At 66.9% G+C, this 22,230-nt stretch carries 18 protein-coding genes and 1 pseudogene; 12 read left to right on the top strand and 7 right to left on the bottom strand.

The annotated features are described in order from the left end of the window. The first annotated feature begins 14 nt into the window (after positions 1-14). Positions 15-1,508 (top strand): tRNA (N6-isopentenyl adenosine(37)-C2)-methylthiotransferase MiaB, encoded by a 1,494-nt coding sequence (gene miaB / locus ACX1DX_RS05185; protein WP_459397855.1) that lies wholly within the window; start codon positions 15-17, stop codon positions 1,506-1,508. Here the strand turns inward: miaB and ACX1DX_RS05180 are convergent, their stop codons facing one another. Then, positions 1,509-1,733 (bottom strand): antitoxin, encoded by a 225-nt coding sequence (locus ACX1DX_RS05180; protein WP_076058423.1) that lies wholly within the window; start codon positions 1,731-1,733, stop codon positions 1,509-1,511. An 84-nt stretch (positions 1,734-1,817) separates the two neighbouring features. Here ACX1DX_RS05180 and miaA point away from each other — a divergent pair, with 84 nt between their 5' ends. From miaA to ACX1DX_RS05160, 4 genes are all read left to right on the top strand, one after another. Further along, positions 1,818-2,735, top strand: coding sequence for a tRNA (adenosine(37)-N6)-dimethylallyltransferase MiaA (gene miaA, locus ACX1DX_RS05175; protein WP_459397854.1), 918 nt, complete (start codon positions 1,818-1,820; stop codon positions 2,733-2,735). 16 nt (positions 2,736-2,751) lie between these two features. Then, positions 2,752-3,567 (top strand): diaminopimelate epimerase, encoded by an 816-nt coding sequence (dapF, locus tag ACX1DX_RS05170; RefSeq protein ID WP_459397853.1) that lies wholly within the window; start codon positions 2,752-2,754, stop codon positions 3,565-3,567. Between the two features lie 63 nt (positions 3,568-3,630). Next, complete coding sequence (gene hflX, locus ACX1DX_RS05165) at positions 3,631-5,055, top strand: GTPase HflX (RefSeq protein ID WP_459397852.1); 1,425 nt, start codon at positions 3,631-3,633, stop codon at positions 5,053-5,055. A 67-nt stretch (positions 5,056-5,122) separates the two neighbouring features. Continuing rightward, a complete protein-coding gene (locus tag ACX1DX_RS05160) occupies positions 5,123-7,042 on the top strand; it encodes an ATP-dependent DNA helicase (protein WP_459398180.1) in 1,920 nt (639 codons plus the stop codon). An 11-nt stretch (positions 7,043-7,053) separates the two neighbouring features. On the opposite strand, the gene lexA is transcribed toward ACX1DX_RS05160, so the two are convergent. Next, on the bottom strand, positions 7,054-7,791 hold the full coding sequence (gene lexA, locus ACX1DX_RS05155; protein WP_459397851.1) for a transcriptional repressor LexA: 738 nt from the start codon (positions 7,789-7,791) through the stop codon (positions 7,054-7,056). Between the two features lie 210 nt (positions 7,792-8,001). On the opposite strand from lexA, the gene ACX1DX_RS05150 reads away from it, so the two are divergent. The 6 genes from ACX1DX_RS05150 to gnpA all read left to right on the top strand — a co-directional run bounded on the left by ACX1DX_RS05150 (position 8,002) and on the right by gnpA (position 15,941). After that, positions 8,002-8,340, top strand: coding sequence for a hypothetical protein (locus ACX1DX_RS05150; RefSeq protein WP_459397850.1), 339 nt, complete (start codon positions 8,002-8,004; stop codon positions 8,338-8,340). Between the two features lie 206 nt (positions 8,341-8,546). Next, positions 8,547-9,065: a transcriptional regulator NrdR gene (gene nrdR / locus ACX1DX_RS05145; RefSeq protein ID WP_076058428.1), complete on the top strand. Its 519-nt coding sequence runs from the start codon at positions 8,547-8,549 to the stop codon at positions 9,063-9,065. A gap of 59 nt (positions 9,066-9,124) precedes the next feature. Beyond that, complete coding sequence (locus ACX1DX_RS05140) at positions 9,125-11,959, top strand: vitamin B12-dependent ribonucleotide reductase (RefSeq protein ID WP_459397849.1); 2,835 nt, start codon at positions 9,125-9,127, stop codon at positions 11,957-11,959. Between the two features lie 200 nt (positions 11,960-12,159). Continuing rightward, positions 12,160-12,825 carry a response regulator transcription factor gene (locus ACX1DX_RS05135; RefSeq protein ID WP_459397848.1) on the top strand — a complete coding sequence of 222 codons (666 nt, stop codon included), beginning with the start codon at positions 12,160-12,162 and terminating at the stop codon, positions 12,823-12,825. Beyond that, positions 12,822-13,619, top strand: coding sequence for a sulfurtransferase (locus tag ACX1DX_RS05130; protein WP_459397847.1), 798 nt, complete (start codon positions 12,822-12,824; stop codon positions 13,617-13,619). The genes ACX1DX_RS05135 and ACX1DX_RS05130 overlap by 4 nt, the downstream gene beginning before the upstream one ends. Before the next feature lie 156 nt (positions 13,620-13,775). Further along, positions 13,776-15,941: a 1,3-beta-galactosyl-N-acetylhexosamine phosphorylase gene (gnpA, locus tag ACX1DX_RS05125; protein ID WP_459397846.1), complete on the top strand. Its 2,166-nt coding sequence runs from the start codon at positions 13,776-13,778 to the stop codon at positions 15,939-15,941. Between the two features lie 61 nt (positions 15,942-16,002). Here gnpA and ACX1DX_RS05120 read toward each other — a convergent pair. The 3 genes and pseudogenes from ACX1DX_RS05120 to ACX1DX_RS05110 all read right to left on the bottom strand — a co-directional run. Continuing rightward, positions 16,003-16,410: pseudogene (locus tag ACX1DX_RS05120) on the bottom strand (IS30 family transposase); the annotation flags it as partial. A gap of 41 nt (positions 16,411-16,451) precedes the next feature. Then, positions 16,452-17,804, bottom strand: coding sequence for an IS256 family transposase (locus ACX1DX_RS05115; RefSeq protein ID WP_459396963.1), 1,353 nt, complete (start codon positions 17,802-17,804; stop codon positions 16,452-16,454). Positions 17,805-17,829: 25 nt separating this feature from the next. After that, positions 17,830-18,441, bottom strand: a complete 612-nt coding sequence (locus ACX1DX_RS05110; protein WP_459397845.1) for an IS30 family transposase — start codon at positions 18,439-18,441, stop codon at positions 17,830-17,832. A 411-nt stretch (positions 18,442-18,852) separates the two neighbouring features. Between ACX1DX_RS05110 and ilvD the strand changes: the two genes are divergently transcribed. Further along, positions 18,853-20,706, top strand: coding sequence for a dihydroxy-acid dehydratase (gene ilvD / locus ACX1DX_RS05105; protein ID WP_459397844.1), 1,854 nt, complete (start codon positions 18,853-18,855; stop codon positions 20,704-20,706). Here ilvD and ACX1DX_RS05100 read toward each other — a convergent pair. Beyond that, a complete protein-coding gene (locus tag ACX1DX_RS05100) occupies positions 20,701-21,738 on the bottom strand; it encodes a magnesium and cobalt transport protein CorA (RefSeq protein ID WP_076058434.1) in 1,038 nt (345 codons plus the stop codon). The genes ilvD and ACX1DX_RS05100 overlap by 6 nt on opposite strands. Before the next feature lie 5 nt (positions 21,739-21,743). Beyond that, positions 21,744-22,226, bottom strand: coding sequence for a DedA family protein (locus ACX1DX_RS05095; RefSeq protein ID WP_459397843.1), 483 nt, complete (start codon positions 22,224-22,226; stop codon positions 21,744-21,746). Positions 22,227-22,230 lie beyond the last annotated feature (4 nt).

Raw genomic sequence — 22,230 nt, 5'->3', positions numbered from 1 at the left:
AACATGGTCGGGCTATGACTGATCCGCGCACATATCACGTCATCACCTACGGGTGTCAGATGAACGTCCACGACTCCGAACGCATCAGCGGCCTGCTCGAAGAGGCCGGGATGCACCGCGCCGCGCCGGGCAACGACGCGCTGGGCGCCGGTGCCGACGTCGTGGTCTTCAACACGTGCGCCGTGCGCGAGAACGCCGACAACCGCCTCTACGGCAACCTCGGCCACATGGCCAGCATCAAAGCCGTCCACCCCGGGCTGCAGATCGCCGTGGGCGGCTGCATGGCGCAGAAGGACCGCGACACCATCCTGAAGAAGGCGCCGTGGGTGGACGTCGTCTTCGGTACGCACAACGTCGGTTCCCTCCCCAGGCTGCTGGAGCGGGCCCGGGTGGAGCGCGAGGCGCAGATCGAGATCAAGGAAGCCCTCGAGACGTTCCCCAGCAACCTCCCGACGCGCCGCGAATCGCCCTACTCGGCCTGGGTGTCGGTCTCCGTGGGCTGTAACAACACCTGCACCTTCTGCATCGTGCCGGCCCTGCGGGGCAAGGAGACCGACCGCCGCCCGGGCGACATCCTCGCGGAGATCGAGATGCTGGTCAGTCAGGGCGTCCAGGAGATCACCCTGCTCGGCCAGAACGTCAACGCCTACGGCGTGGAATTCGGCGACAGGCAGGCCTTCGCGAAGTTGCTGCGGGCCTGCGGCACCGTCGACGGTCTGGAGCGCGTGCGCTTCACCTCGCCCCACCCCAAGGACTTCACCGACGACGTGATCGAGGCCATGGCCGAGACCCACAACGTGATGCCCCAGCTCCACATGCCGCTGCAGTCCGGCTCGGACCGGATCCTCAAGTCGATGCGTCGCTCCTACCGGGCAGAGCGCTACCTGGGCATCCTCGACCGGGTCAGGGCGGCCATGCCGCACGCCGCCATCACCACCGACATCATCGTGGGATTCCCCGGCGAGACCGAAGAGGACTTCCAGGCGACGATGGACGTCGTGCGGCGCTCGCGGTTCTCCGCCGCGTTCACCTTCCAGTACTCGATCCGCCCCGGCACGCCTGCGGCCACCATGTCTGACCAGGTGCCGAAGGACATCGTGCAGGAGCGCTACCTTCGCCTCGTCGATCTGGTCAATGACCTGGCCTGGGAGGAGAACAAGACGTTCGCCGGCCAGGAGATCGAGGTCATGTTCGCCACCGGTGAGGGCCGCAAGGATGCCGAGACCCACCGCATGAGCGGCCGGGCGCGGGACAACCGCCTGGTCCACGTGGCGGTCCCGGAGGACCCGGCGCTGCGGCCCCGGCCGGGCGACATCGCCACGGTGTCGATCACGCATGCGGCGCCGCACCACCTGAACTCGGACCTCCTGCCCACCAACCTCAGGCGTACCCGCGGAGGGGACGCGTGGGAGGCGGCGCAGGGAGGCGCCAGGCCGGCGGGCGTCGGGCTGGGCATGCCCACGTTGGAGAAGCCCGCGCCACTGCCCGCCGCCACCGGCTGCAACTGATCAGGGCTGGTCGGCTGGGCGCCTGGGCTGGTCGGCCGGGCGCCTGGGCTGGTCGCCCGTGAGCTTGTCGAGCTGGTCGTTGCCGAAGTCCTGCGCCTTGTCCACGTGACCGGCGTACTTGCCGTCGGTCTTGTCGTCGACGAAGTCGCCGACACGCTCGATGCCCTCCTCGATCTGCGTCTCGTGCTGCTTGGCCAGGTCATCGAGGTTGTCGAAGAGTCCCATGTCATGTCCTTCGGGTGGTGGGGTGAGGTCCCCATCATGCACACCCCGGAGACCCGCGCGTCAGGCTTTTGGCAGACTGGGGGCGTGTCCCTTCCCTTGATCGTTCTCGTCGGCCCGACGGCCACAGGCAAATCAGGCCTCGCCGTCGATCTCGCGCTGGCGTTGGCAGAGCGCGGGCATCCCGCCGAAGTGGTCAACGCAGACTCGATGCTCGTCTACCGGGGGATGGACATCGGCACGGCCAAACCCACCGTCGAGGAGCGGCGGGAGGTGCCCCATCACCTCATCGACATTGCGGAGGTCACCGAACGGGCGTCGGTGGCAGACTTCCAGCGGCTCGCCCGCGCCACGATCGCCGACCTCCGCGCCAGGGGGGTCATCCCGATCCTGGTGGGTGGCTCGGCGCTCTACACCCGTGCGATCACCGACCGCTTCGAGTTCCCGGCTTCCGACGTGGACGTCCGGGCCCGCTGGGAGCAGGAACTCGACCGGGTCGGGCCGTACGCGCTGCACAGTCGGCTCGCCGAACTGGCGCCTGAGTCGGCGGCCGCCATCGAGCCCGCCAACGGCCGCCGCATCGTCCGGGCCCTCGAGGTTCTCGAACTGACGGGGGGCCATGCCCCTGTCATCCCCGAATGGACCTACGAACTGGAGGACGTGCACCAGTTCGGGCTGAACCTGGACCGGGCGGAGCTGGACCGGCGGATCGACCTGCGCGTCGAACAGATGTGGGAACAGGGCCTCGTGGAGGAGGTCTCGGCCCTCCTGGAGCGCGGCCTGCGCGACGGCGTCACAGCGATCCGTGCGATCGGCTACCGACAGGTGGTCGCCTTCCTCGACGGCGAACTCACCGAAGCGGAGGCCCGCGCCGAGGTGCAGCGGGCCACCAGACGGTTCTTCCGGCGCCAACTGGGTTGGTACCGGCGCGATCCCCGCATCACGTGGCTGGACGCAACCTCCCCTGCCGCGGTCCAAAGCGTGCTCACAGGGATAGACTTGTGAAACTCAGGAGGGCGTGATGCGTCGGTTCAGTTTCCACAAGGGTCACGGCACCCGCAACGACTTCATCATCCTGGATGACTCCTACGGCATGCACGAGATGCATCCCGACTTCATCCAGATGGTCTGTGACCGGCACAGCGGCATCGGCGCCGACGGCGTGATCCGCGTGGTCCGGGCGTCGAGCATCCGCGGCTGGGAGGGCGACAGCTCGCTCTGGTTCATGGACTACTACAACGCCGACGGATCCATCGCCGAGATGTGCGGCAACGGGTTGCGCGTGTTCGCCCGCCACCTGATCAACGAGCAACTGGTGGACAACGGCGAGTTCGACGTCGCCACCCGGGCGGGTCTCCGTCGGGTGGAAGTGGCCAGGCACGGCCTGATCCGCACCACCATGGGGGACGCGACCGTGTCCGACGAGGACGTCATCGTCCGGCTCGGCGGGCGCGAGTGGCCGGCGATGAAGGTGGATGTCGGCAACCCCCACGCCGTGGTGTTCCTTCGGAACGAGGACCTCGACTCCCTCAACCTGCACGATGCCCCCACGTGGGAACCCGCCGCCGCCTTCCCCGAGGGCGTCAACGTCGAGTTCGTCCGGGTCGACGAGCCGGGCAAGCTGTCCATGCGCGTCTTCGAGCGAGGCGTGGGGGAGACACAGAGCTGCGGCACCGGAGTCGTGGCCACCGCAGCTGCCTATCGCAAGCGCGCCCAGCATGACGGCAGCGTCGACGTGACGGTCCCGGGCGGCGACCTCACGGTCGATTTCGCCGGCGACGCGGCCCGCCTGACCGGGCCTGCGGTGATCATCGGGCGCGGGGAATTCTGGATCTGACTTATCCACAGCCCGTGCCCGTCCCTTGGTTGTCAGGCGCTGGGCTGGAAGAATGAGCAGACGATGACTAATTCTGACGACGACCTGCTCGGCTACGACGACGACGAGCTGGAGCCTGACTACGACGGCGAACAGGAAGACCTGGCCGCGCGACATTCGCTGCGCCGCGTCGCCGGCCTGCGCACCGAACTCGAGGACATCACCGAGGTCGAGTACCGGGAACTGCGGCTGGAGCGCGTGGTGCTGGTCAGCGTCTGGACCACCGGCTCCCAGGAAGACGCCGACAACGCGATGGACGAGCTCAAGCTGCTGGCGGAGACCGCCGGCTCAGAGGTGCTCGACGCGCTGGTCCAGCGTCGCTCCCACCCGGACCCGGCAACCTACATCGGCCGCGGGAAGGTGCTGGAGGTCGCTGAGGTGGTGCGCGCCGCTGGCGCAGACACCGTCATCTGCGACGGCGAGCTCGAACCCGCGCAGCTGCGAAACCTCGAAGACCGGATCAAGGTCAAGGTGGTGGACCGCACAGCACTGATCCTCGACATCTTCGCCCAGCACGCCAAGAGCGCCGAAGGTAAGGCCCAGGTCGAACTGGCCCAGCTGCAGTACCTCAAGCAGCGCCTCCGCGGCTGGGGCGGCAACCTGTCGCGCCAGGCGGGTGGCCGCGTCGCCGGCGGTGCAGGTATCGGTGGCCGAGGCCCCGGTGAGACCCGCATCGAGACAGACCGCCGCCGCATCCACACCCGGATCTCGCAGTTGCGCCGCAAGCTCCGCGAAATGGACGCCACCCGGGAATCCAAGCGGGCGGAGCGGCGTCGTCACCAGGTGCCTTCGGTGGCCATCGTCGGGTACACCAACGCCGGCAAGTCGTCGTTGCTCAACCGGCTCACGGGGGCGGGGGTGCTGGTGGAGAACGCATTGTTCGCCACCCTGGACCCCACCACCCGTCGCTCGGAGACCGACGACGGCCGCGTGTTCACCCTCACTGACACCGTCGGCTTCGTCCGCCACCTCCCGCACGACCTCGTCGAGGCGTTCCGCTCCACCTTGGAGGAGTCGGCCCAGGCGGATCTGTTGCTCCATGTGGTGGACGCCGCAGACCCGGATCCCGAGGGGCAGATCAGGGCCGTCCGCACCGTGTTGTCGGAGATCGGCGCCGCCTCGGTGCCGGAACTGCTGGTCCTCAACAAGGCGGACGTCGCGGATGCCGCCAGTATCATGGCGTTGCGCGCCAAGCACCCGGAAGCCGTCGTCATTTCGGCGCGGACGGGCCGCGGCCTCGAGGCGCTGCGAGAGGCGCTCGAGGAGCGGCTCCCGCGTCCGGAGGTCGCGCTCACCGCTCTGGTGCCCTACAACCGCGGAGACCTGGTGGACAAGGTCCACAAGACGGCCGTGATCGATTCGCTCGAGCACACCGGCGACGGCACGCTGATCAGCGCGCGGGTGCGCCCTGATCTTGCCGATGAGCTGGCCGAGTTCGTCCGTGACTGATCACGTAGCCATTCTGGCGGCTGCGGTCGGCGACATCGGGGGCGAGGCGCGCCCCGGTCAGCAGGCCATGGCAGACGCAGTGGCGGCGGCGTTCGAGGATGACACCCACCTCCTCGTGCAGGCGGGGACAGGTACCGGCAAGTCGCTCGGCTATCTCGCACCCGCGCTCGCCCGGAGCGTGAACACCGGCGAGGTCGTCGTCGTGGCCACGGCAACCCTGGCGCTCCAGGCCCAACTGGCGACCAAGGACATCCCCACGGCGCTCGACGCCGTGGAGGAGGTCACGGGCCAGCGGCCCAAGGCGGCCATCCTGAAGGGCCGCACCAACTACGCCTGCCTCTACCGGGCCCGTCAGGGATCAGACCTGGACCAGGATTCCCTGATCGGCGCCTCAGCCATGGCGGAGGCAGCGGCCAAGTCGAAGGCCGACGATGTGAGCAGGCTCGGCGCCGAGGTGCTGGCGCTGCGCGAGTGGATCGAGGGCCAGGCGGAGAGCGGCGGCCTGGCAGACCGCGACGACGCGCCCACCCACACCGCCCGCGGCTGGTCGCAGGTGTCGATCCCCACGAGGGAGTGTCTGGGGGTGTCGGCCTGCCCCTTCGGGGCGGAGTGCTTCGTCGAGAAGTCCCGCGAGGTTGCACGCGACGCGGATCTCATCGTCACCAACCATGCGCTGCTGGCCATCAACGCCATGCACGGTGGCACCGCGCTGCCGGAACACGCAGCGCTCGTCGTGGATGAGGCGCACGAACTGGTCAGCCGCATCACGACCGCGGCAACGGATGAACTGACCCCGGGCATCGTGGATCGCGCCGCCCGGCGGGCACTCACCTGGCTCGACGACGACCTCGGCGTGGATTTCCTCGACCAGGTGGACACGTTGCGCGAGGCCCTGGACGAATCAGAACTCACCCGCATCACGGAGTCCTCCGCGCCACTGCCGTACGCTGCGGCAGCGCTGCGCGACGTTTCTCGTCGTGTGGTGAGCGCGCTGGGCAAGGTGACCGACGACCCGGACCGTCAACAGGCCACCTCGTCGGTCAGGGAGATCTTCGACATCGCGGAGCGGATCGCCGCTCTGAAACCCCAGGACGTGGTCTGGGTGACAGAGTCCGACATCATGGGGCGCGCCGCGTACGTGGCGCCGCTCAACGTGTCGGGCCTCCTCAGGGACCAGGTCTTCGGCCAAGGGCCAACCGTGCTGACCTCTGCCACGCTCACGTTGGGCGGGGCGTTCGAACCGGCTGCGGGCGCCGTCGGGCTGCGCGCGGCGGACCGGCTTGAGGCCGAGGAAGAGGGGGACAACGAGTTCGCGTGGCGCGGCATCGACGTCGGCTCGCCGTTCGACTACCGCAAACAGGGCATCCTGTATGTGGCCCGCCGGCTGCCGCCACCGGGCCGTGACGGGATGCACGAAAAGACCCTCGCGGAGATCGCGCAGCTGGTCTGGGCGGCGGAGGGCAGGGCGCTGGGGCTGTTCGCTTCGCGCAGGGCGGCTGACCAGGCCGCCGACTACTGCAGGCGGGAACTGCCGGACCTGACCATCCTGGCGCAGGGCGACGCCCAACTGTCAGAGCTCACCAGACGCTTCCTCGACGAGCCCACCACCGCCCTGTTCGGCACCATGTCGCTGTGGCAGGGTGTCGACGTCCCGGGCGAATCGTGCCAGCTCGTCATCATCGACAAGATCCCGTTCCCGAGGCCGGACGACCCACTGATGCAGGCCAGGAAGAAGGCGGTCGACGACGCGGGGGGCAACGGTTTCATGAGTGTGGCCGCCACCCATGCCGCACTGCTCCTGGCCCAGGGGGCCGGAAGGCTGATCCGGCGCTCCGAGGACAGAGGATTGGTGGCCATGCTCGACCCACGGTTGGCCACCGCGCGGTACGGATCCTTCCTCACTGCGTCGCTACCTGATTTCTGGGCCACCACGGATGGCGACGTGGCCGTGTCGGCACTCCGCCGCCTCCGCGGCGACATTGAGTGACCTACCGGGGCTCACACCTTGCGGAGCAGCGCCACGACCTTGCCCATGATGCTGGCGTGGGTGCCGTCGATGGGGGAGTAGCGCTCGTTGTGCGGCAGCAGCCACACCTTGCCCTGCTGCAGCTTGTAGGTCTTGACGGTGGCCTCGTCGTCGAGCAGCGCGGCGACGATGTCGCCGTTGGTGGCGTCCTTCTGTTGGCGTACCACCACCCAGTCACCGTCGCAGATCGCCGCATCGATCATGGAGTCGCCCTTGACCTCCAGGAGGAAGAGCTGGCCGTCGCCGACGATCTGCTTCGGCAGCGCGAACACGTCCTCGATGTGCTCCTCGGCCAGAATCGGCCCTCCGGCCGCGATCCGGCCCAACACGGGGGCGGCAACCGCCGAGGGACGCGCATCCCATCCCTGCGCCGAATCCAGTTCCTCGGGGAGCTTGGACACGTCCGGCAGGGTCAGCACGACGGCACGCGGCCGGTTCGGGTCGCGGCGGATGAAGCCCTTCTGCTCCAGCATGCGCAACTGGTAGGTCACTGAGGACGTCGACGCCAGCCCGGCCCTGTCCGCCACCTCGCGGATGCTGGGCGGGTAGCCGAGGTCCTCGATGGCGTCCTTGATCACGTGCACCAGCGCCAGTTGCCTGCGGGAGAGCCCGTAATCCGGTCCGTCGGGGATGGGGAAGCCTGCGAGCTGTGCCTCGATCTCTGCGTTGCTCGGGCGGCCACGGCGCGGGCGGTTCGTCTTGTCAGCCATGGCCCCCATGGTAGCCATTAGCTGGAACAGGTGTTCGAAATGCGTAGGCGTGTCGATGGTCGACGAATTTTGTCAGAGGGGACGTGTTGAATGGTTCACGTCGCGAAATCCCGTGGCGCACACCACGCTTCGAACGAATGTTTGAATCTGATCCGCACATGGGGTAGCGTTTCAATCGAACACTTGTTCTAGGAATGAAAGAGGTCAGTCATGACCACGTCGAGCGCAGTTCGCTTCCAGATCGTCGGCACGCCCGGTCGTCGGGTCGTCACCGTGTCCCCGGCCGGCCGCCCTGATCTCCATCTGCCCCGCCTCAGTCCTGCCCGCCCGGTGGGCCCCGGCCGCACGGGCGCCGCTGCCTCGTGCCGTGTCGTGAGCCCGGAGCGCCGTTCCGCGTGGCTCGCGGTCAAGGTCGCGGTGGTGTCGCTGTTGGCACTGGCTGGCGGCGCCGTCTCCGCCGCTCAGTTAGTGGACGGCTTCGTGTCGCCGGATCCGGCGGTGGCGTACGTCGCCGGTGACCCCGCATGGGCCCACGTCACGCAGCCCTGATTCCTCTACTGGGACACGCCGAATTCCCCTCGGCGTGTCTCTTGCTTTCGTGATGGGCCGCGCCTAGTGTGATCCCTACATCTAGTGGTTGCACTGATGTGATTCCCCTACAAGTTGTGATTCGAACGTGATTCGCCACTTGTGAGGAACCGCTCCGGTGTGGCACTGTTGTCCACTCGCTCCATCGCTTGAGGAAGGCCCGCACAGTGCACTGCCCGTTCTGCCGCCACTGCGACACCAAGGTGTCGGATTCGCGCGCGACAGACGACGGTTCCGCCATCCGGCGTCGTCGCATGTGCCCCATGTGCGAGCGCAAGTTCACCACGATCGAACAGATCATCCTGACGGTGGTGAAGCGGTCCGGCGTCGTCGAATCGTTCAGCCGCGAGAAGGTCATGCGCGGCGTGTCGAAGGCCTGTAAGGGTCGTCCCGTCACACCGGCGCAGTTGGCCGCTCTCGCCCAGCGTGTGGAGGAGTCCCTCCGGGCCTCCGGCCAGGCGGAGATCCCTTCGGAACAGATCGGCGTGGCCATCCTCGGCCCACTGGAGGAGCTCGACTCCGTCGCGTACCTCCGGTTCGCCAGCGTCTACAAGAACTACGAATCGGTCGACGATTTCCAACGCGAGATCGACGCCCTGCGCCTCAGCGCAACCACCAGGAAGCCGGCACCCGAGGGCGGAGCTGCCTTCCAGCAGCTCACCGCCCAAGAGCCGCTCCTCGGCTGAGCAACACATCAGCTTCACATCGAATCAAACGCAGCAAGAGAATCAGAGGGGTTTTGACCATGACAGCGACCGCAGCGCGGGCCTCCCGCCGCAAGTCCTCGGACACAGAGGCCAAGGGTCTCGTCATCGACCGCGTCTTCACCAAGCCGGGCGTGCATCCGTACGACGAAGTTGAGTGGGACCGCCGCGACGTGGTGCAGACGAACTGGCGAACCGGTGAGACCGTCTTCGAGCAGCACGGCGTGGAGTTCCCGTCGTCCTGGAGCGTCAACGCCTCCACCATCGTCACCACGAAGTACTTCCGTGGCGCCGTCGGCACCCCCCAGCGGGAAGACTCGCTGCGCACCCTCATCGACCGGGTGGTGACGAGCTACGTCAAGGCCGGCGCCGACTACGGCTACTTCGCCACGGACGCCGACGCGGAGATCTTCGGCCACGAACTCACGTGGATGCTGCTCAACCAGTACTTCTCCTTCAACTCGCCCGTGTGGTTCAACGTCGGCACCCCCTCGCCGCAGCAGGTCAGCGCCTGCTTCATCCTCTCGGTCGACGACTCCATGGAGTCCATCCTCAACTGGTACCGGGAAGAGGGCTTCATCTTCAAGGGCGGCTCCGGCGCCGGCCTCAACCTCTCCCGCATCCGTTCGTCCAAGGAGCTCCTGAGCTCCGGCGGCACCGCCTCCGGCCCGGTGTCCTTCATGCGCGGCGCCGACGCGTCGGCCGGCACCATCAAGTCCGGCGGCGCCACCCGTAGGGCCGCCAAGATGGTGGTGCTCGACGTGGACCACCCGGACATCGTGGAGTTCATCGAGACCAAGGCGCGCGAAGAGGACAAGATCCGCGCCCTGCGTGACGCCGGGTTCGACATGGACCTGGGCGGCAAGGACATCACCTCGGTGCAGTACCAGAACGCCAACAACTCCGTTCGCGTCAGCGACGAGTTCATGACCGCCGTCGAGGACGGTGCCTCCTTCGGGCTGCGGTCCCGCAGCGACGGCTCGGTGATCGAGGAGGTCGACGCAAACGACCTGTTCCAGAAGATGGCCAAGGCGGCCTGGGAATGTGCGGATCCCGGCATCCAGTACAACGACACCATCAACGACTGGCACACCAACCCGGTGACCGGCCCCATCACGGCGTCCAACCCCTGCTCCGAGTACATGAGCCTCGACAACTCGTCGTGCAACCTGGCCTCGCTCAACCTGCTGAAGTTCCTCAAGCCCGACGGCACCTTCGACGCGGAGACGTTCGTCAAGGCTGTCGAGTTGATCATCACCGCGATGGACATCTCGATCTGTTTCGCGGATTTCCCCACCGAGTCCATCGGGGAGACCACCCGCAACTTCCGCCAGCTGGGCATCGGCTACGCCAACCTCGGCGCACTGCTGATGGCCATGGGCAAGGGTTATGACACGGATGGTGGCCGCTCCACCGCCGCCGCCATCACGTCGGTCATGACGGGCGCCTCGTACCGCCGCTCGGCCGAGCTCGCCGCCATCGTCGGCCCGTACAACGGCTACGCCGTCAATGCGGAGGCCCACCAGCGCGTGATGCGCAAGCACCAGGCGGCCAACGACGACCTGCGCGTGCTGGCAGACGACCGGCAGCTGCATGCCGTCGCCACCCGCGAGTGGGACCACGTGGTCTCGCTGGGCGCCAAGAACGGCTTCCGCAACGCGCAGGCCTCCGTGCTGGCGCCCACCGGCACCATCGGCTTCATGATGGACTGCGACACCACCGGCGTCGAGCCGGACTTCTCGCTCGTGAAGTTCAAGAAGCTCGTCGGCGGCGGTTCGATGCAGATCGTCAACCAGACGGTCCCGCGCGCGCTCAAGCGTCTCGGCTACAAGTCGGAGGACATCGACGCCATCGTCGAGTTCATCGGCACCCACGGTCACGTGATCGGGGCTCCAGGTCTGGCCGCCGAGCACTACGAGGTCTTCGACACCGCCATGGGGACCCGGGCCATCAAGCCCATGGGTCACGTGCGCATGATGGCGGCCGTGCAGCCCTTCCTCTCCGGCGCCATCTCCAAGACGGTCAACCTCCCGGAGGACGCCACTGTTGAGGAAATCGCGGACGTCTACCTGCAGGGCTGGAAGCTCGGTCTCAAGGCGCTCGCGGTCTACCGCGACAACTGCAAGGTCGGCCAGCCCCTCTCCGACGGCAAGAAGAAGACCGTCGACGAGGCGAAGGAAGCCCCGCAGCCCGAGGTGCGCATCGAGTACCGTCCCAAGCGCCGCCGCCTGCCCAAGTCGCGTGCTTCGCGCACCACGAGCTTCTCTGTGAGCGGTGCCGAGGGCTACATGACGTCGGGTGCCTACGACGATGGCCGCCTCGGCGAGGTGTTCCTCAAGCTCGGCAAGCAGGGTTCCACGCTGTCCGGCGTGATGGACGCGTTCTCCATCGCAGTGTCGATCGGCCTGCAGTACGGCGTGCCGCTGGAGAGTTTCGTGCAGAAGTTCACCAACCTGAAGTTCGAACCCGCCGGTATGACGGACGACCCCGACATCCGCATCGCGCAGTCCTTCATGGACTACATCTTCCGCCGCCTGGCCCTGGACTACCTCACGTTCGACGACCGCGCCGAGCTCGGCATCTACACCGCCGGTGAGCGCGCCCGCTACGTCGAGACCGGCAGCTACCTGTCGGAGGAGGATGAGGCCCGGATGCCCGAGGCCGAGCAGCTCCGCAACGACGAGTTCGACGACTTCAACGTGGACGGCGCCCGTCAGCCTTCGCTGATCGACGCGCACACGACGGCGGAGTTGATGGAGGCTATGGGTGTCGCGGCGATCGACGCGCCGCTGTGCATGACCTGCGGCACCAAGATGCGCCCGTCGGGCAGCTGCTACGTCTGCGAGGGCTGCGGCTCCACCAGCGGTTGCAGTTGACCAACACGATGCTGACCCCAGGGCCGCCCCGGACACGTCCGGGGCGGCCCTGTCCGCGTGTGGGTCGGGCTTAGGCTGGTCCCTGTGAGGGCAGCCGGACCCCCCGCCTCACCTTTTGGGATGAGGCAAAAATGCTAGTCAAGGCGATTTTCTCGGCGTTTACCGCCTTTTGCACAGTCTGCTGCGTATATTGACCCCTTGTGACTGACAAGCGACTGCGTATCGCAATCCTCAACGACTATGAAGTGGTCGTGCATGGCCTCCGTAGCATGCTCGCGCCCTACGAGGATCGGGTCGAGGTCGTCGACATGGGTCCCCGTCAACACGTGGAGGAAGCCGTGGATGTCACCCTCTACGACACGTTCAGCCAGAACCACGAGGATGACCCCGACATCCAGGCCCTGATCGGCGGCAGGGGGACGGGGGCGCTGGTGATCTACACCTGGACCATGCATCCGGACCTCGCGGCGCAGGCCGTCGCCAGAGGGTGCCGGGGGTACCTCGACAAGTCGATATCCGCAGCCCAGTTGGTGGAGTCGCTCGAGGCCATCGCCCGCGGCGAAGTGGTGATCTCGGAGCCGAACCCGGACCACGACGGGCACACGCTCACCTCGCCCGAGGACCTCGCCTGGCCGGGGGCCCACTTCGGCCTCACGGCGCGGGAATCGGAAGTCCTGGCGCTCATCACCCGCGGCCTGACCAACCAGGACATCGCGAGCCGCAGTTACCTGAGCATCAACTCGGTGAAGTCCTATATCCGCTCGGCGTACCGCAAGATCGGCGTCGAACGGCGCTCCCAGGCGGTGCGGTGGGGGCTGGAGAACGGAATGTTGCCAGACTTCAGCCACGTTACGCTGGACGCGTGATTCCTCCAGTAGTCGACGTGGCCTGGCTCCAGGCCCATCCCCACGTGGTGCTCGCGGATGTGCGGCACTACCTCGACGGTCGCTCCGGCGCCCTGGCCTATGAGCACGGCCATCTTCCCGGCGCCGTCCATGTTCCGATGGACGAGGTGCTGGCGGATCCCCCCACGGCTGAGTTGGGCCGGCATCCGTTGCCCACCCCGCAGCGCTTCGCCGATGGGCTCGCCGCCGTCGGGATCGGCGACGACTCCACCGTCGTGGCCTATGACGACGCGGGGGGGTCGATGGCCGGACGCCTGGTGTGGCTCCTGCGCATGCTGGGCCGCGACGCAGCCCTGCTCGACGGCGGAATGGCCGCCTATGACGGGGAACTCACCACGGTGGTCCCCGACCCGGCTCATGCCACCTTCACCGTCAGGCCGTGGCCGGACCAGGCGCTGGCCACCATCGAGGAGGCCGCGCGCGGGTCCATCGTCATCGATGCCCGTGGTGCTGAGCGTTTCCGTGGCGAGACCGAGCCGATCGACGCGAAGGCCGGACACATTCCCGGTGCACGTAGCTTTCCGCTCACGGACAACCTCACGGAGGATGGCCGTTTCCTCAGCCCGGAGGAGTTGCGCGAACGCTTCCGCGGGATCGACGATGCGGCGAAGACCATCTCCTATTGCGGGTCCGGTATCACCGCCTGTCACAACCTCATTGCGATGGAGTACGCGGGACTCGGGCGGGGCCGCCTGTACCCGGGTTCATGGTCGCAGTACTGCGGCACCGAGAGGCCCGTCGCCGTCGGGGAGTGAGCAATCGCGCAGAGTGGACGGCGCGTCTGCACGCAACGTGCGGAACCGCTCACGTCGGTGCCAGACTCGTCTCCGACCTACACCGCTTTACCAACACATCTGCGAAGGACTCTGCATGAACGCAAAGGGGCGAGTGACCCTCCCATCGAACAGGGCATGGACGACCAGTTGCCCGGCATCCTGGCACGGCTCGGCGCCGACGCCGTGCGCAACTCGGACGGGACCTGGCTGCCTGAGATCACACCCCAGTTGGGGGTGAAGGTCTACGAGACGTATTTCCCGGCACGCGGTCGGCAGGCGTTTGCCGAAGCCAACCTCGACGCCCGCCCACGCTTCTATCTGATGAGTGAGCGCGTTTCCGCTCCGGCCGAGGGTCCGCTGTCCATCGACATCATGAAGGGCTACTACGAGCTCCAGGTCGAGCCGGACCAGGGACATGTGCAGCGCTGGTGGGAGGTCATCGACCGCACCACCGGCGAGGTCGTGCCGGTGGACGGCTGGACTGTCGAGGGGCAGGGAACCGACGTGTCCGTCACCGTCGCTGAGCCTGTGCCCTTCCACGTGTACACGGTGAACTTCCTGGCCTGGCAGGTCTGGGACTCCACGCAGATGTACAACTACATCACCAACAACTGGTGGGACGACGAGTCACGCGTGCGGGAGGTCGGCTACGACGCCCGGCACCCCGTCGCGTGGGAGTTCATGAAGTCGTCCCTGCGCCAGTGGTGTGAGGAGCGCACGGAGGTCGACGTGGTGCGCTTCACCACGTTCTTCTATCACTTCACGCTCGTCTTCAACGACCTCGGCAAGGAGAAGTACGTCGACTGGTTCGGCTACTCCACCTCCGTCAATCCCATGGCGATGGAGGCCTTCGAGGAGGAGTACGGCTACCGGTTGCGCGCCGAGGACTTCATCGACCAGGGCTACTACAACTCGCCCTTCCGGGTGCAGTCGAAGGTGTTCCGCGATTGGATCGAGTTCACCACCCGCTTCGTCTGCTCCCGCGTCAAGGAACTCGTCGACATCGTGCACGAGTACGGCAAGGAAGCCCTCATGTTCCTCGGCGACAACTGGATGGGCACCGAACCGTACGGTGAGCTGTTCTCCGGCACCGGGATCGACGGTGTCGTGGGCTCGGTCGGATCCTCTGTCACCTGCCGCATGATCTCGGACATCCCGGGCGTGAAGTTCACCGAGGGCAGGTTCCTCCCGTACTTCTTCCCCGACGTGTTCCGCCCGGGCGGCGACCCCCTCGGAGAGGCCAACGACAGCTGGCTGCTGGCCCGACGCGCCATCGCGCGCACGCCGCTGGACCGCATCGGATACGGCGGCTACCTGTCGCTGGTGGTGCAGTTCCCCGACTTCATGGCGCGGATCGAACAGATCTGCGACGAGTTCCGCTCCATCCACGACGAGGGACAGGGCAAGCGTCCCCAGAACGCGCCCATCCGCATCGGCGTGCTCAACGCCTGGGGGAGCCTGCGCACCTGGCAGACGCACATGGTGGCGCACGCGCTCTGGTACAAGCAGATCTACTCCTACCTCGGCGTCATGGAGGCCCTCGCCGGGCTCCCGTTCGACCTGAAGTTCGTCAGCTTCGATGAGGCCCGCGACGGCAAGCTGGCCGACCTCGACGTGGTGCTGAACGTCGGCGCCGCGGAGACGGCGTTCTCGGGCGGCAGCGAATGGCTCGACGAATCGCTGGCCGTGGCGCTGCGCCGGTTCGTCCACCAGGGCGGCGGCCTCATCGGTGTGGGTGAACCGACCGCGGTGCTGGCCAACGGGGCCTTCTTCCAGCTGTCCGACGTTTTCGGCGTCGACAAGGAACTGGGGCTCAGCCAGTCGACGGACCGCTACCCGGTGGAGAAGCCCCAGCACTTCATCACGGCCCACCTCGACGACTCCACCAAGGTCGACGTGGGCGAAGGGGCCGGCGACATCTTCGCCCTGAACGACGACACCCGGATCCTGCGCCTCACCGATAAGTCCGTCGACCTGGCGGCCAAGGAGACCGGCAACGGCCGGGCCGTCTACGCCGCTGGGCTGCCCTACAGCCACGACAACGCCCGGTTGCTGCACCGCGCCATCTATTGGGCCGCCGGCCGCGAGGACGACTTCGACGCCCATTGGATCCCGTCGAACCCCGGGGTCGAGATTGCGGTGTTCCCCGACGCAGGCAGGGCCTCCGTCATGAACAACCTCACCGTCGCGACGTCGACGGCGGTGTCCGGCCGCGTGGGTGGCCTTGTCTCCGACGGCGACGTCACTGCGCTGCAGTTGGACCTCGAGCCGATGGAGTCGCGCTGGATCGACCTCGCCTGAGTGGATCATGAGCAATTGGGTGGGGTCACGTGTGGTTCCGAGCCGTTTTCCCGGGGCGGATTCAATCGGTGGGTGCAACACCAACTAGTTTGGCCAGTTTCTCAGCAGGGGTCTCGTAATCCAAGCCCTTCCGGGGGCGGGTGTTGAGTTCGTACTCGGCCGCGGCGACTTCTGCGTCGGTGACACGGGTGAAGTCGGTGCCCTTGGGGAAGTACTGACGCTTGAGTCCGTTGCTGTTTTCGTTGGTGGGACGCTGCCACGGGGAGTGGGGATCACAGAAGTACACCTTGCAGGAGGTCTCGTCGGTGAATCGGTGATGGGCGGCCATCTCTACGCCCTGGTCCCAGGTCAACGAGCGCCACAGCGAAGCGGGTAACTCTCGGGCCATGATCGTGAGGATGTCGGTGACGGTGAAGGTGTCATGGACACAGACCCGCCGCATCATCGTGTACTTCGTGTGACGCGAGCTTGTCAAGTTGTTTGTGTAAGTGGTGGTCTCCGGGGGTTGGTTTAGAGGTGGGGGTTGATGCGGTCGGGGTAGGCGATGGCGAGTTGAGCCAGGGCCTGTTTCCAGTTCGTGGTCACCTGTCCTTCGACGAGGCGGCCTTCAGCGTTGCGCTTGGCTCCTCGGGGTCGTCCTTTCTCCTTGGCCCGGTCACGGGCTCGTTTGTCCTCGATGTTGCAGATCGCCAACCACAGCAGCTTGACCGCGGCGTCATCGGAAGGAAAGTGGCCTCGGTTCTTGGTGACCTTCCGCAGTTGGTAGTTCAGCGACTCAATCGCGTTTGTGGTGTAGATCACCCTGCGCAGCATCGGCGGGAACGCGAGGAACGGGATGAACTTCGTCCAGGCGTCCTCGAAGACCCGGACCGTGTTCGGGTTGCCCTTGCCCAGCGGCGAGGCGGAGAACTCGTCCAGCGCCGCCCTCGCGGCGTCGGCGTCAGCGGCCTGGTAGACAGGCTTCAACGCTGCCGCGACGGCTTTGCGGTCCTTGTAGGACACGAACCGCATCCCGGCCCTGATCAGGTGGACCACACAGGTCTGGACCGTCGACTGCGGCCAGGTGGCCTCGATCGCCTCGGGGAACCCGGTCAGCCCGTCGCAGCACACGATCAACACGTCCTTGACGCCCCGGTTCGCGAGCTGTGCACACACCCCGGCCCAGAACTTCGCCCCTTCCGTGGCCTGGATCCAGATCCCCAGCACGTGCTTGATGCCGTCCATGTCGACACCGACGGCGATGTGGGCGGCCTTGTTCCGCACGTGGGCGCCGTCGCGGATCTTCACCATGATCGCGTCGAGGTAGATCACCGGATAGAACGAGTCCAGCGGCCGCTGCTGCCAGGCCAGGACCTCATCGGCGACCTCGTCGGTGATCTTGGAGATCGTCTCGCGGCTGATCTCAGTGCCGATCGTGGAGACCAGATGGTGCTCGATGTCACGCACCGTCATCCCGCCGGCGTAGAGGCTGATGATCATGTCATCAAGCCCTGAAAGGCGCCTGGAGCCCTTCGGCACCAGCATCGGGGTGAACGTTCCATCCCGGTCCCTTGGGATCGCCAGCTCGACGTCGCCGGCGCTGGTCGAGACCTTCTTGGAGAAGGAGCCGTTGCGTGAGTTCGGGAACGCGGGCGCTTCCGCGGAGCCCTTGTCGTAGCCGACGTGCTCGGTCAGTTCAGCCTGCAGGCCCCGTTCCAAGCCGGCCTTGATCAGCTGCTGGATCAGCCCGTCCTTGCCCTCGAGCTGGACCTCACCGGCATCGATGCGGGCATACAGGTCATCCAGCGCACCGGAGGCCTCCAGCGCGGCGACGCCTTCCCTCTGGGCACGTCGCCGGTCTTCACGGTCTTCCTTGGTGGTCATGGTCATCAGTGTGTCTGCTTCCTTGTCAGGAGCCACCCCTTACACAAACCATCTGACACCCTCTGTGACGCTCATCGAGGGTGACCAGCGCGGAGCGTAGATCCGACCCGATGATCAGGTCACCTTCCCAGTGGCCTGGCACCCGCTTGTCGTCAGCCTCCTCGGGACGTTTCGCCAGGACCGCGTCCTCCCCGATCCAGCCCCGGGGTTTAGCAGGCAGCTTCGATCTCGGTCGACGTTTGCTGCGGCCCTGACGTAACGCCTTGTCAACCGTCAATTCGTGACGCAGTGACCCGGCGGTCTGGATGTAGAGCGCCTGGTAGATCGTCTCGTGACTCACCCACATGTCCTCCCGGTCAGGGAATTCGAGTTTCAACCGGCCCGAGATCTGCTCGGGAGAATCACGCCGCTTCAACCGCTCGACCACCTCAGCACGCACCGCGCTACCAGGGGCCAGTTTCCCAGGCTTCGGCCGTTTCCGGGCCTGGTCGGCACGTGTCTGCGCGGGACGCCACCGGTACTTACCCTCAACGGATCCGCGTTGACGCTCCCGCCACACCGTCGAACGGGCCACCCCCAACTCGGCAGCGATCCACGTGTCACCACGTCCCTCGCTCAGCCGGATCGCGATCACCATCCGACCCGCCTGAGTCAGCCTGCCATTGCAATCGACCCAGTCCCCCTCGGGCACCCGACGCGGCTCCCGCGCCGCCCGCGGCCGCAGCTCGGGCACACCCCCGAGCCGCCCATGCTGCAACTTCACACCCTCGAGTTTGGCCCACCTCCACACCATCCCAGGCGAGATACCCAACCCCCGTGCGACTTCTCGCGCACTGAGCCCCTCAGCCAACCCGGCAAGGGCAACCCCACGCTTCTCCGCGACCGACACAACACATCCCCTTCAGATCTGTTGCACTCACCCCCTGAACTCGCGCGGCGTGTGGCCCGACGACCCCATCCAATTGCTCACGGTACGTACAGCAAGCTGAGCCCGCGGAGCGGGCCGCTATTGTGTTGTGAGCACAAATCCCTTGGAGGTATCCACACCATGCCGGCGCTCCGCTCCCGCACCACCACCCACGGCCGCAACATGGCAGGCGCCCGCGCGCTCTGGCGTGCCACCGGCGTCACGGACAACGACTGGGGCAAGCCGATCATCGCGGTGGTCAACTCGTTCACCCAGTTCGTGCCGGGCCACGTGCACCTGCGGGACATGGGCAAGCTCGTCTCCGAGTCCATCGCGGAAGCGGGCGGCGTGGGCCGCGAGTTCAACACCATCGCCGTCGACGACGGCATCGCCATGGGCCACGACGGCATGCTCTACTCGCTGCCGAGCCGCGAGCTGATCGCGGACTCCGTCGAGTACATGGTCAATGCGCACTGCGCCGACGCCATGGTGTGCATCTCCAACTGCGACAAGATCACACCCGGCATGTTCCTGGCCGCCCTGCGGTTGAACATCCCCACAGTGTTCGTCTCCGGCGGCCCCATGGAGGCCGGCAAGGCCGTCATCAAGGACGGCGGTACCGTCGAGAGCTCGCTGGACCTGGTCAACGCCATGGTCGCTGCGGTGGACCCCAACGTCAGCGACGCCGAACTGGGCCGGATCGAAGAGAACGCCTGCCCCACATGTGGCTCCTGCTCCGGCATGTTCACGGCCAACTCGATGAACTGCCTGCTCGAGGCCATCGGCCTGGCGCTGCCGGGCAACGGCTCCACGCTGGCCACCGCGGCGGCGCGCAAGGGCCTGTTCCAGGAGGCCGGGCGCCTCATCGTCGAACTGTGCCAGCGGTACTACGGGGACGACGACGACTCGGTGCTGCCCAGGTCCATCGCCCAGAAGCCGGCGTTCGAGAACGCCATCAAGCTCGACGTCGCCATGGGCGGCTCCACCAACACCGTGCTGCACCTGCTCGCCGCGGCCCAGGAGGGCGACGTCGACTTCACCATGGCCGACATCGACGCGATCTCGCGGGTCACCCCGTGCCTGGCCAAGGTGGCGCCCAACTCCGAGCGCTACTACATGGAGGACGTGCACCGCGCCGGCGGCGTGCCGGCGATCCTGGGCGAACTGCACCGCGGCGGCAAGCTCAACGAAGCGGTCACCTCCGTGCACAGCCCGACGCTCCAGCAGTGGCTAGACGACTGGGACATCCGCAGCGGCAAGACGAAGCCGGAGGCCATCGAGCTGTTCCACGCGGCTCCCGGCGGGGTCCGCACCACCGAGGCGTTCTCCAGCACCAACCGGTGGGAGAGCCTGGACACCGATTCCGACAACGGGTGCATCCGCTCCACCGCCAACCCCTACACGGTCGACGGCGGACTGGCGGTGCTCACCGGCAACCTCGCGCCCGACGGCGCCATCGTCAAGACCGCCGGCGTGCCGGAATCGCAGTGGCACTTCACCGGCACCGCGGTGGTCACGGAGTCGCAGGACGCGGCTGTGGAGGCCATCCTCGGCAAGGTGGTTAAGCCCGGCGACATCGTCATCGTCCGCTACGAAGGACCCAAGGGCGGTCCCGGCATGCAGGAGATGCTGTACCCCACGTCCTACCTCAAGGCGCTCGGCCTCGGCCAGGAGTGTGCGCTGATCACCGACGGCCGCTTCTCCGGCGGATCCTCGGGCCTCTCCATCGGGCACGTGTCGCCGGAGGCCGCCAGCGGCGGCGCCATCGGGCTGATCGAGGACGGCGACAAGATCACCATCTCCATCCCGGACCGCTCGCTGCACCTCGAGGTCGACGACGAGACCCTCGCCGCCCGGCGCGCCGCGCGTGACGCGAAGGGGTGGCAGCCGGCGGAACAGCGCCGGCGTGCGGTGTCGACGGCCTTGAAGATCTACGGGATGCTCGCGCAGTCGGCCGACAAGGGCGCAGCGCGCAAGCTCAACCAGGCCTTATAGCCACTTCTTGGACTTGAAGACCAGGTACATCGCGACGCCCGTGCCCACCATGAGGAGCAGGGCGAACGGGTAGCCGAACGGCCAGTCCAGTTCGGGCATGGTGTGGAAGTTCATCCCGTAGGTGCCCGTCACCAGGCTGGGCACGAACAGCACACCGGCCCATGCCGCGATGCGTCGTGAGTCCTCTGTCTGCTTCAGGCTGGCCGAGGTCATGTTCCTGGCCTCCTCGTTCTGCCGCTGCGTCTGCAGCGATATGTTGAGGTCCAGGGTGCCCTTCAGCGTCTCGCGGAGCACCTCGACGTGCTCGGTGATATGGATGGCGTGATCCTCGATGTCGCGCAGTTCCTGCCGGCGGTGCTCGCCGGCCATCAGGAACACCCTGTCGCGGCGCACGGAGTCGAGGATGGGTTTCAGGGGGCGTACCGCGCGCTGGAGGTCCATCACCTCGCGTGACAACTGGTAGATGCGCCGCGACACCCGGGCCGACCCGCTGAACACCTGGGTTTCGATCTCATCGATGTCGTTCTCGATGCCGAGCACCACCGGACCGTAATCGTCGACGATGTTGTCGAGGAGCTGCTCCAGCACCACGCTGGGCCCGATCCCCAGGGTCTCCGGCGCCGATTCGAGGTCGCGCCGGACAACTGTGAGGTCAGGTGTCTCCGAGTGGCGCACCGTGATGACGAAGCGGTCGCCGGCGATGGCGTGCACCTCGCCGAAGTCCACCGTCTCGGTGCGGTCCACGTACCTCGCGGCGTGGAGCACGAGGAACAGTGTGTCGCCGTATCGCTCGAACTTGGGCCGCTGATGTGCGGTGATGGTGTCTTCGACCAGCAGGGGGCTCAGCTTGAACTCCTCGGCCAACAGCGCCATCTCAGCGTGGGTGGGCCGGTACAGGCCGATCCACACGAAACCGTGGGCGTGCTCGTCGAGCAGGTTGAAGCTCTGGTCGAACGTGGTGGGCGACGCGATCCGCCGCCCGTCGACGTAGAAGCCGGCATCGACGATCGAGGTGGGGCGCGGCTGGGTCATGGCCCCTAGTGTGTCGCAGCGTCGGGGGCCACGTCGCGTCGACGCACGATCCAGGTGACCAGCGCGGCGGCCACGAGAGCCACGGCCAGCACGAGCCAGGGGGAACGGGTCCAGAGGATCCCGATCGCCTTGAAGCCGATCATGCCGATGGTGCCGTACAGGAAGGCCCACATGATGCAGCCGAGGGTGACGGCGGGCAGGTAGCGACGCAACGGCATCCGCGTGACACCCGCGGCCAGGTTGACCATGGTCTGGATCCCGATGGTGAGGAACGAGATGGACACCGCGGGAGCGCCCCACCGGTTCAGCCAGCGGGCCCCCGTGGCGTAGTGCCGCGACTCCATCAGCTTGGCGAGCCGCGTCCGCCGGGCCCCTGCGGCGATGCCGCGCCCCAACCAGTAGGTGGCGTTGGCCCGCAGCATCACGATCCCGAAGAGCGCCACCACCACGACCGCGAACGGGGCGTCCCAGGTGGTGGGATCAAACACGGCT

The organism is Tessaracoccus zhenghani, assembly GCF_054552775.1.
The sequence above is the reverse complement of the archived record's forward strand: the minus strand, read 5'-3'. Positions and strand labels throughout refer to the sequence as shown.

Coding starts and splice junctions, on each gene's coding strand:
- lexA (WP_459397851.1), bottom strand. CDS start 7,791: ATGGCTGACAAGACGAACCGCCCGCGCCGTGGCCGCCCGAGCAACGCA.
- ACX1DX_RS05180 (WP_076058423.1), bottom strand. CDS start 1,733: ATGGGACTCTTCGACAACCTCGATGACCTGGCCAAGCAGCACGAGACG.
- ACX1DX_RS05115 (WP_459396963.1), bottom strand. CDS start 17,804: ATGACCACCAAGGAAGACCGTGAAGACCGGCGACGTGCCCAGAGGGAA.
- ilvD (WP_459397844.1), top strand. CDS start 18,853: ATGCCGGCGCTCCGCTCCCGCACCACCACCCACGGCCGCAACATGGCA.
- gnpA (WP_459397846.1), top strand. CDS start 13,776: ATGGACGACCAGTTGCCCGGCATCCTGGCACGGCTCGGCGCCGACGCC.
- hflX (WP_459397852.1), top strand. CDS start 3,631: ATGACTAATTCTGACGACGACCTGCTCGGCTACGACGACGACGAGCTG.
- ACX1DX_RS05110 (WP_459397845.1), bottom strand. CDS start 18,441: ATGGTGATCGCGATCCGGCTGAGCGAGGGACGTGGTGACACGTGGATC.
- miaB (WP_459397855.1), top strand. CDS start 15: ATGACTGATCCGCGCACATATCACGTCATCACCTACGGGTGTCAGATG.
- ACX1DX_RS05140 (WP_459397849.1), top strand. CDS start 9,125: ATGACAGCGACCGCAGCGCGGGCCTCCCGCCGCAAGTCCTCGGACACA.
- ACX1DX_RS05160 (WP_459398180.1), top strand. CDS start 5,123: ATGGCAGACGCAGTGGCGGCGGCGTTCGAGGATGACACCCACCTCCTC.
- ACX1DX_RS05150 (WP_459397850.1), top strand. CDS start 8,002: ATGACCACGTCGAGCGCAGTTCGCTTCCAGATCGTCGGCACGCCCGGT.
- ACX1DX_RS05100 (WP_076058434.1), bottom strand. CDS start 21,738: ATGACCCAGCCGCGCCCCACCTCGATCGTCGATGCCGGCTTCTACGTC.
- dapF (WP_459397853.1), top strand. CDS start 2,752: ATGCGTCGGTTCAGTTTCCACAAGGGTCACGGCACCCGCAACGACTTC.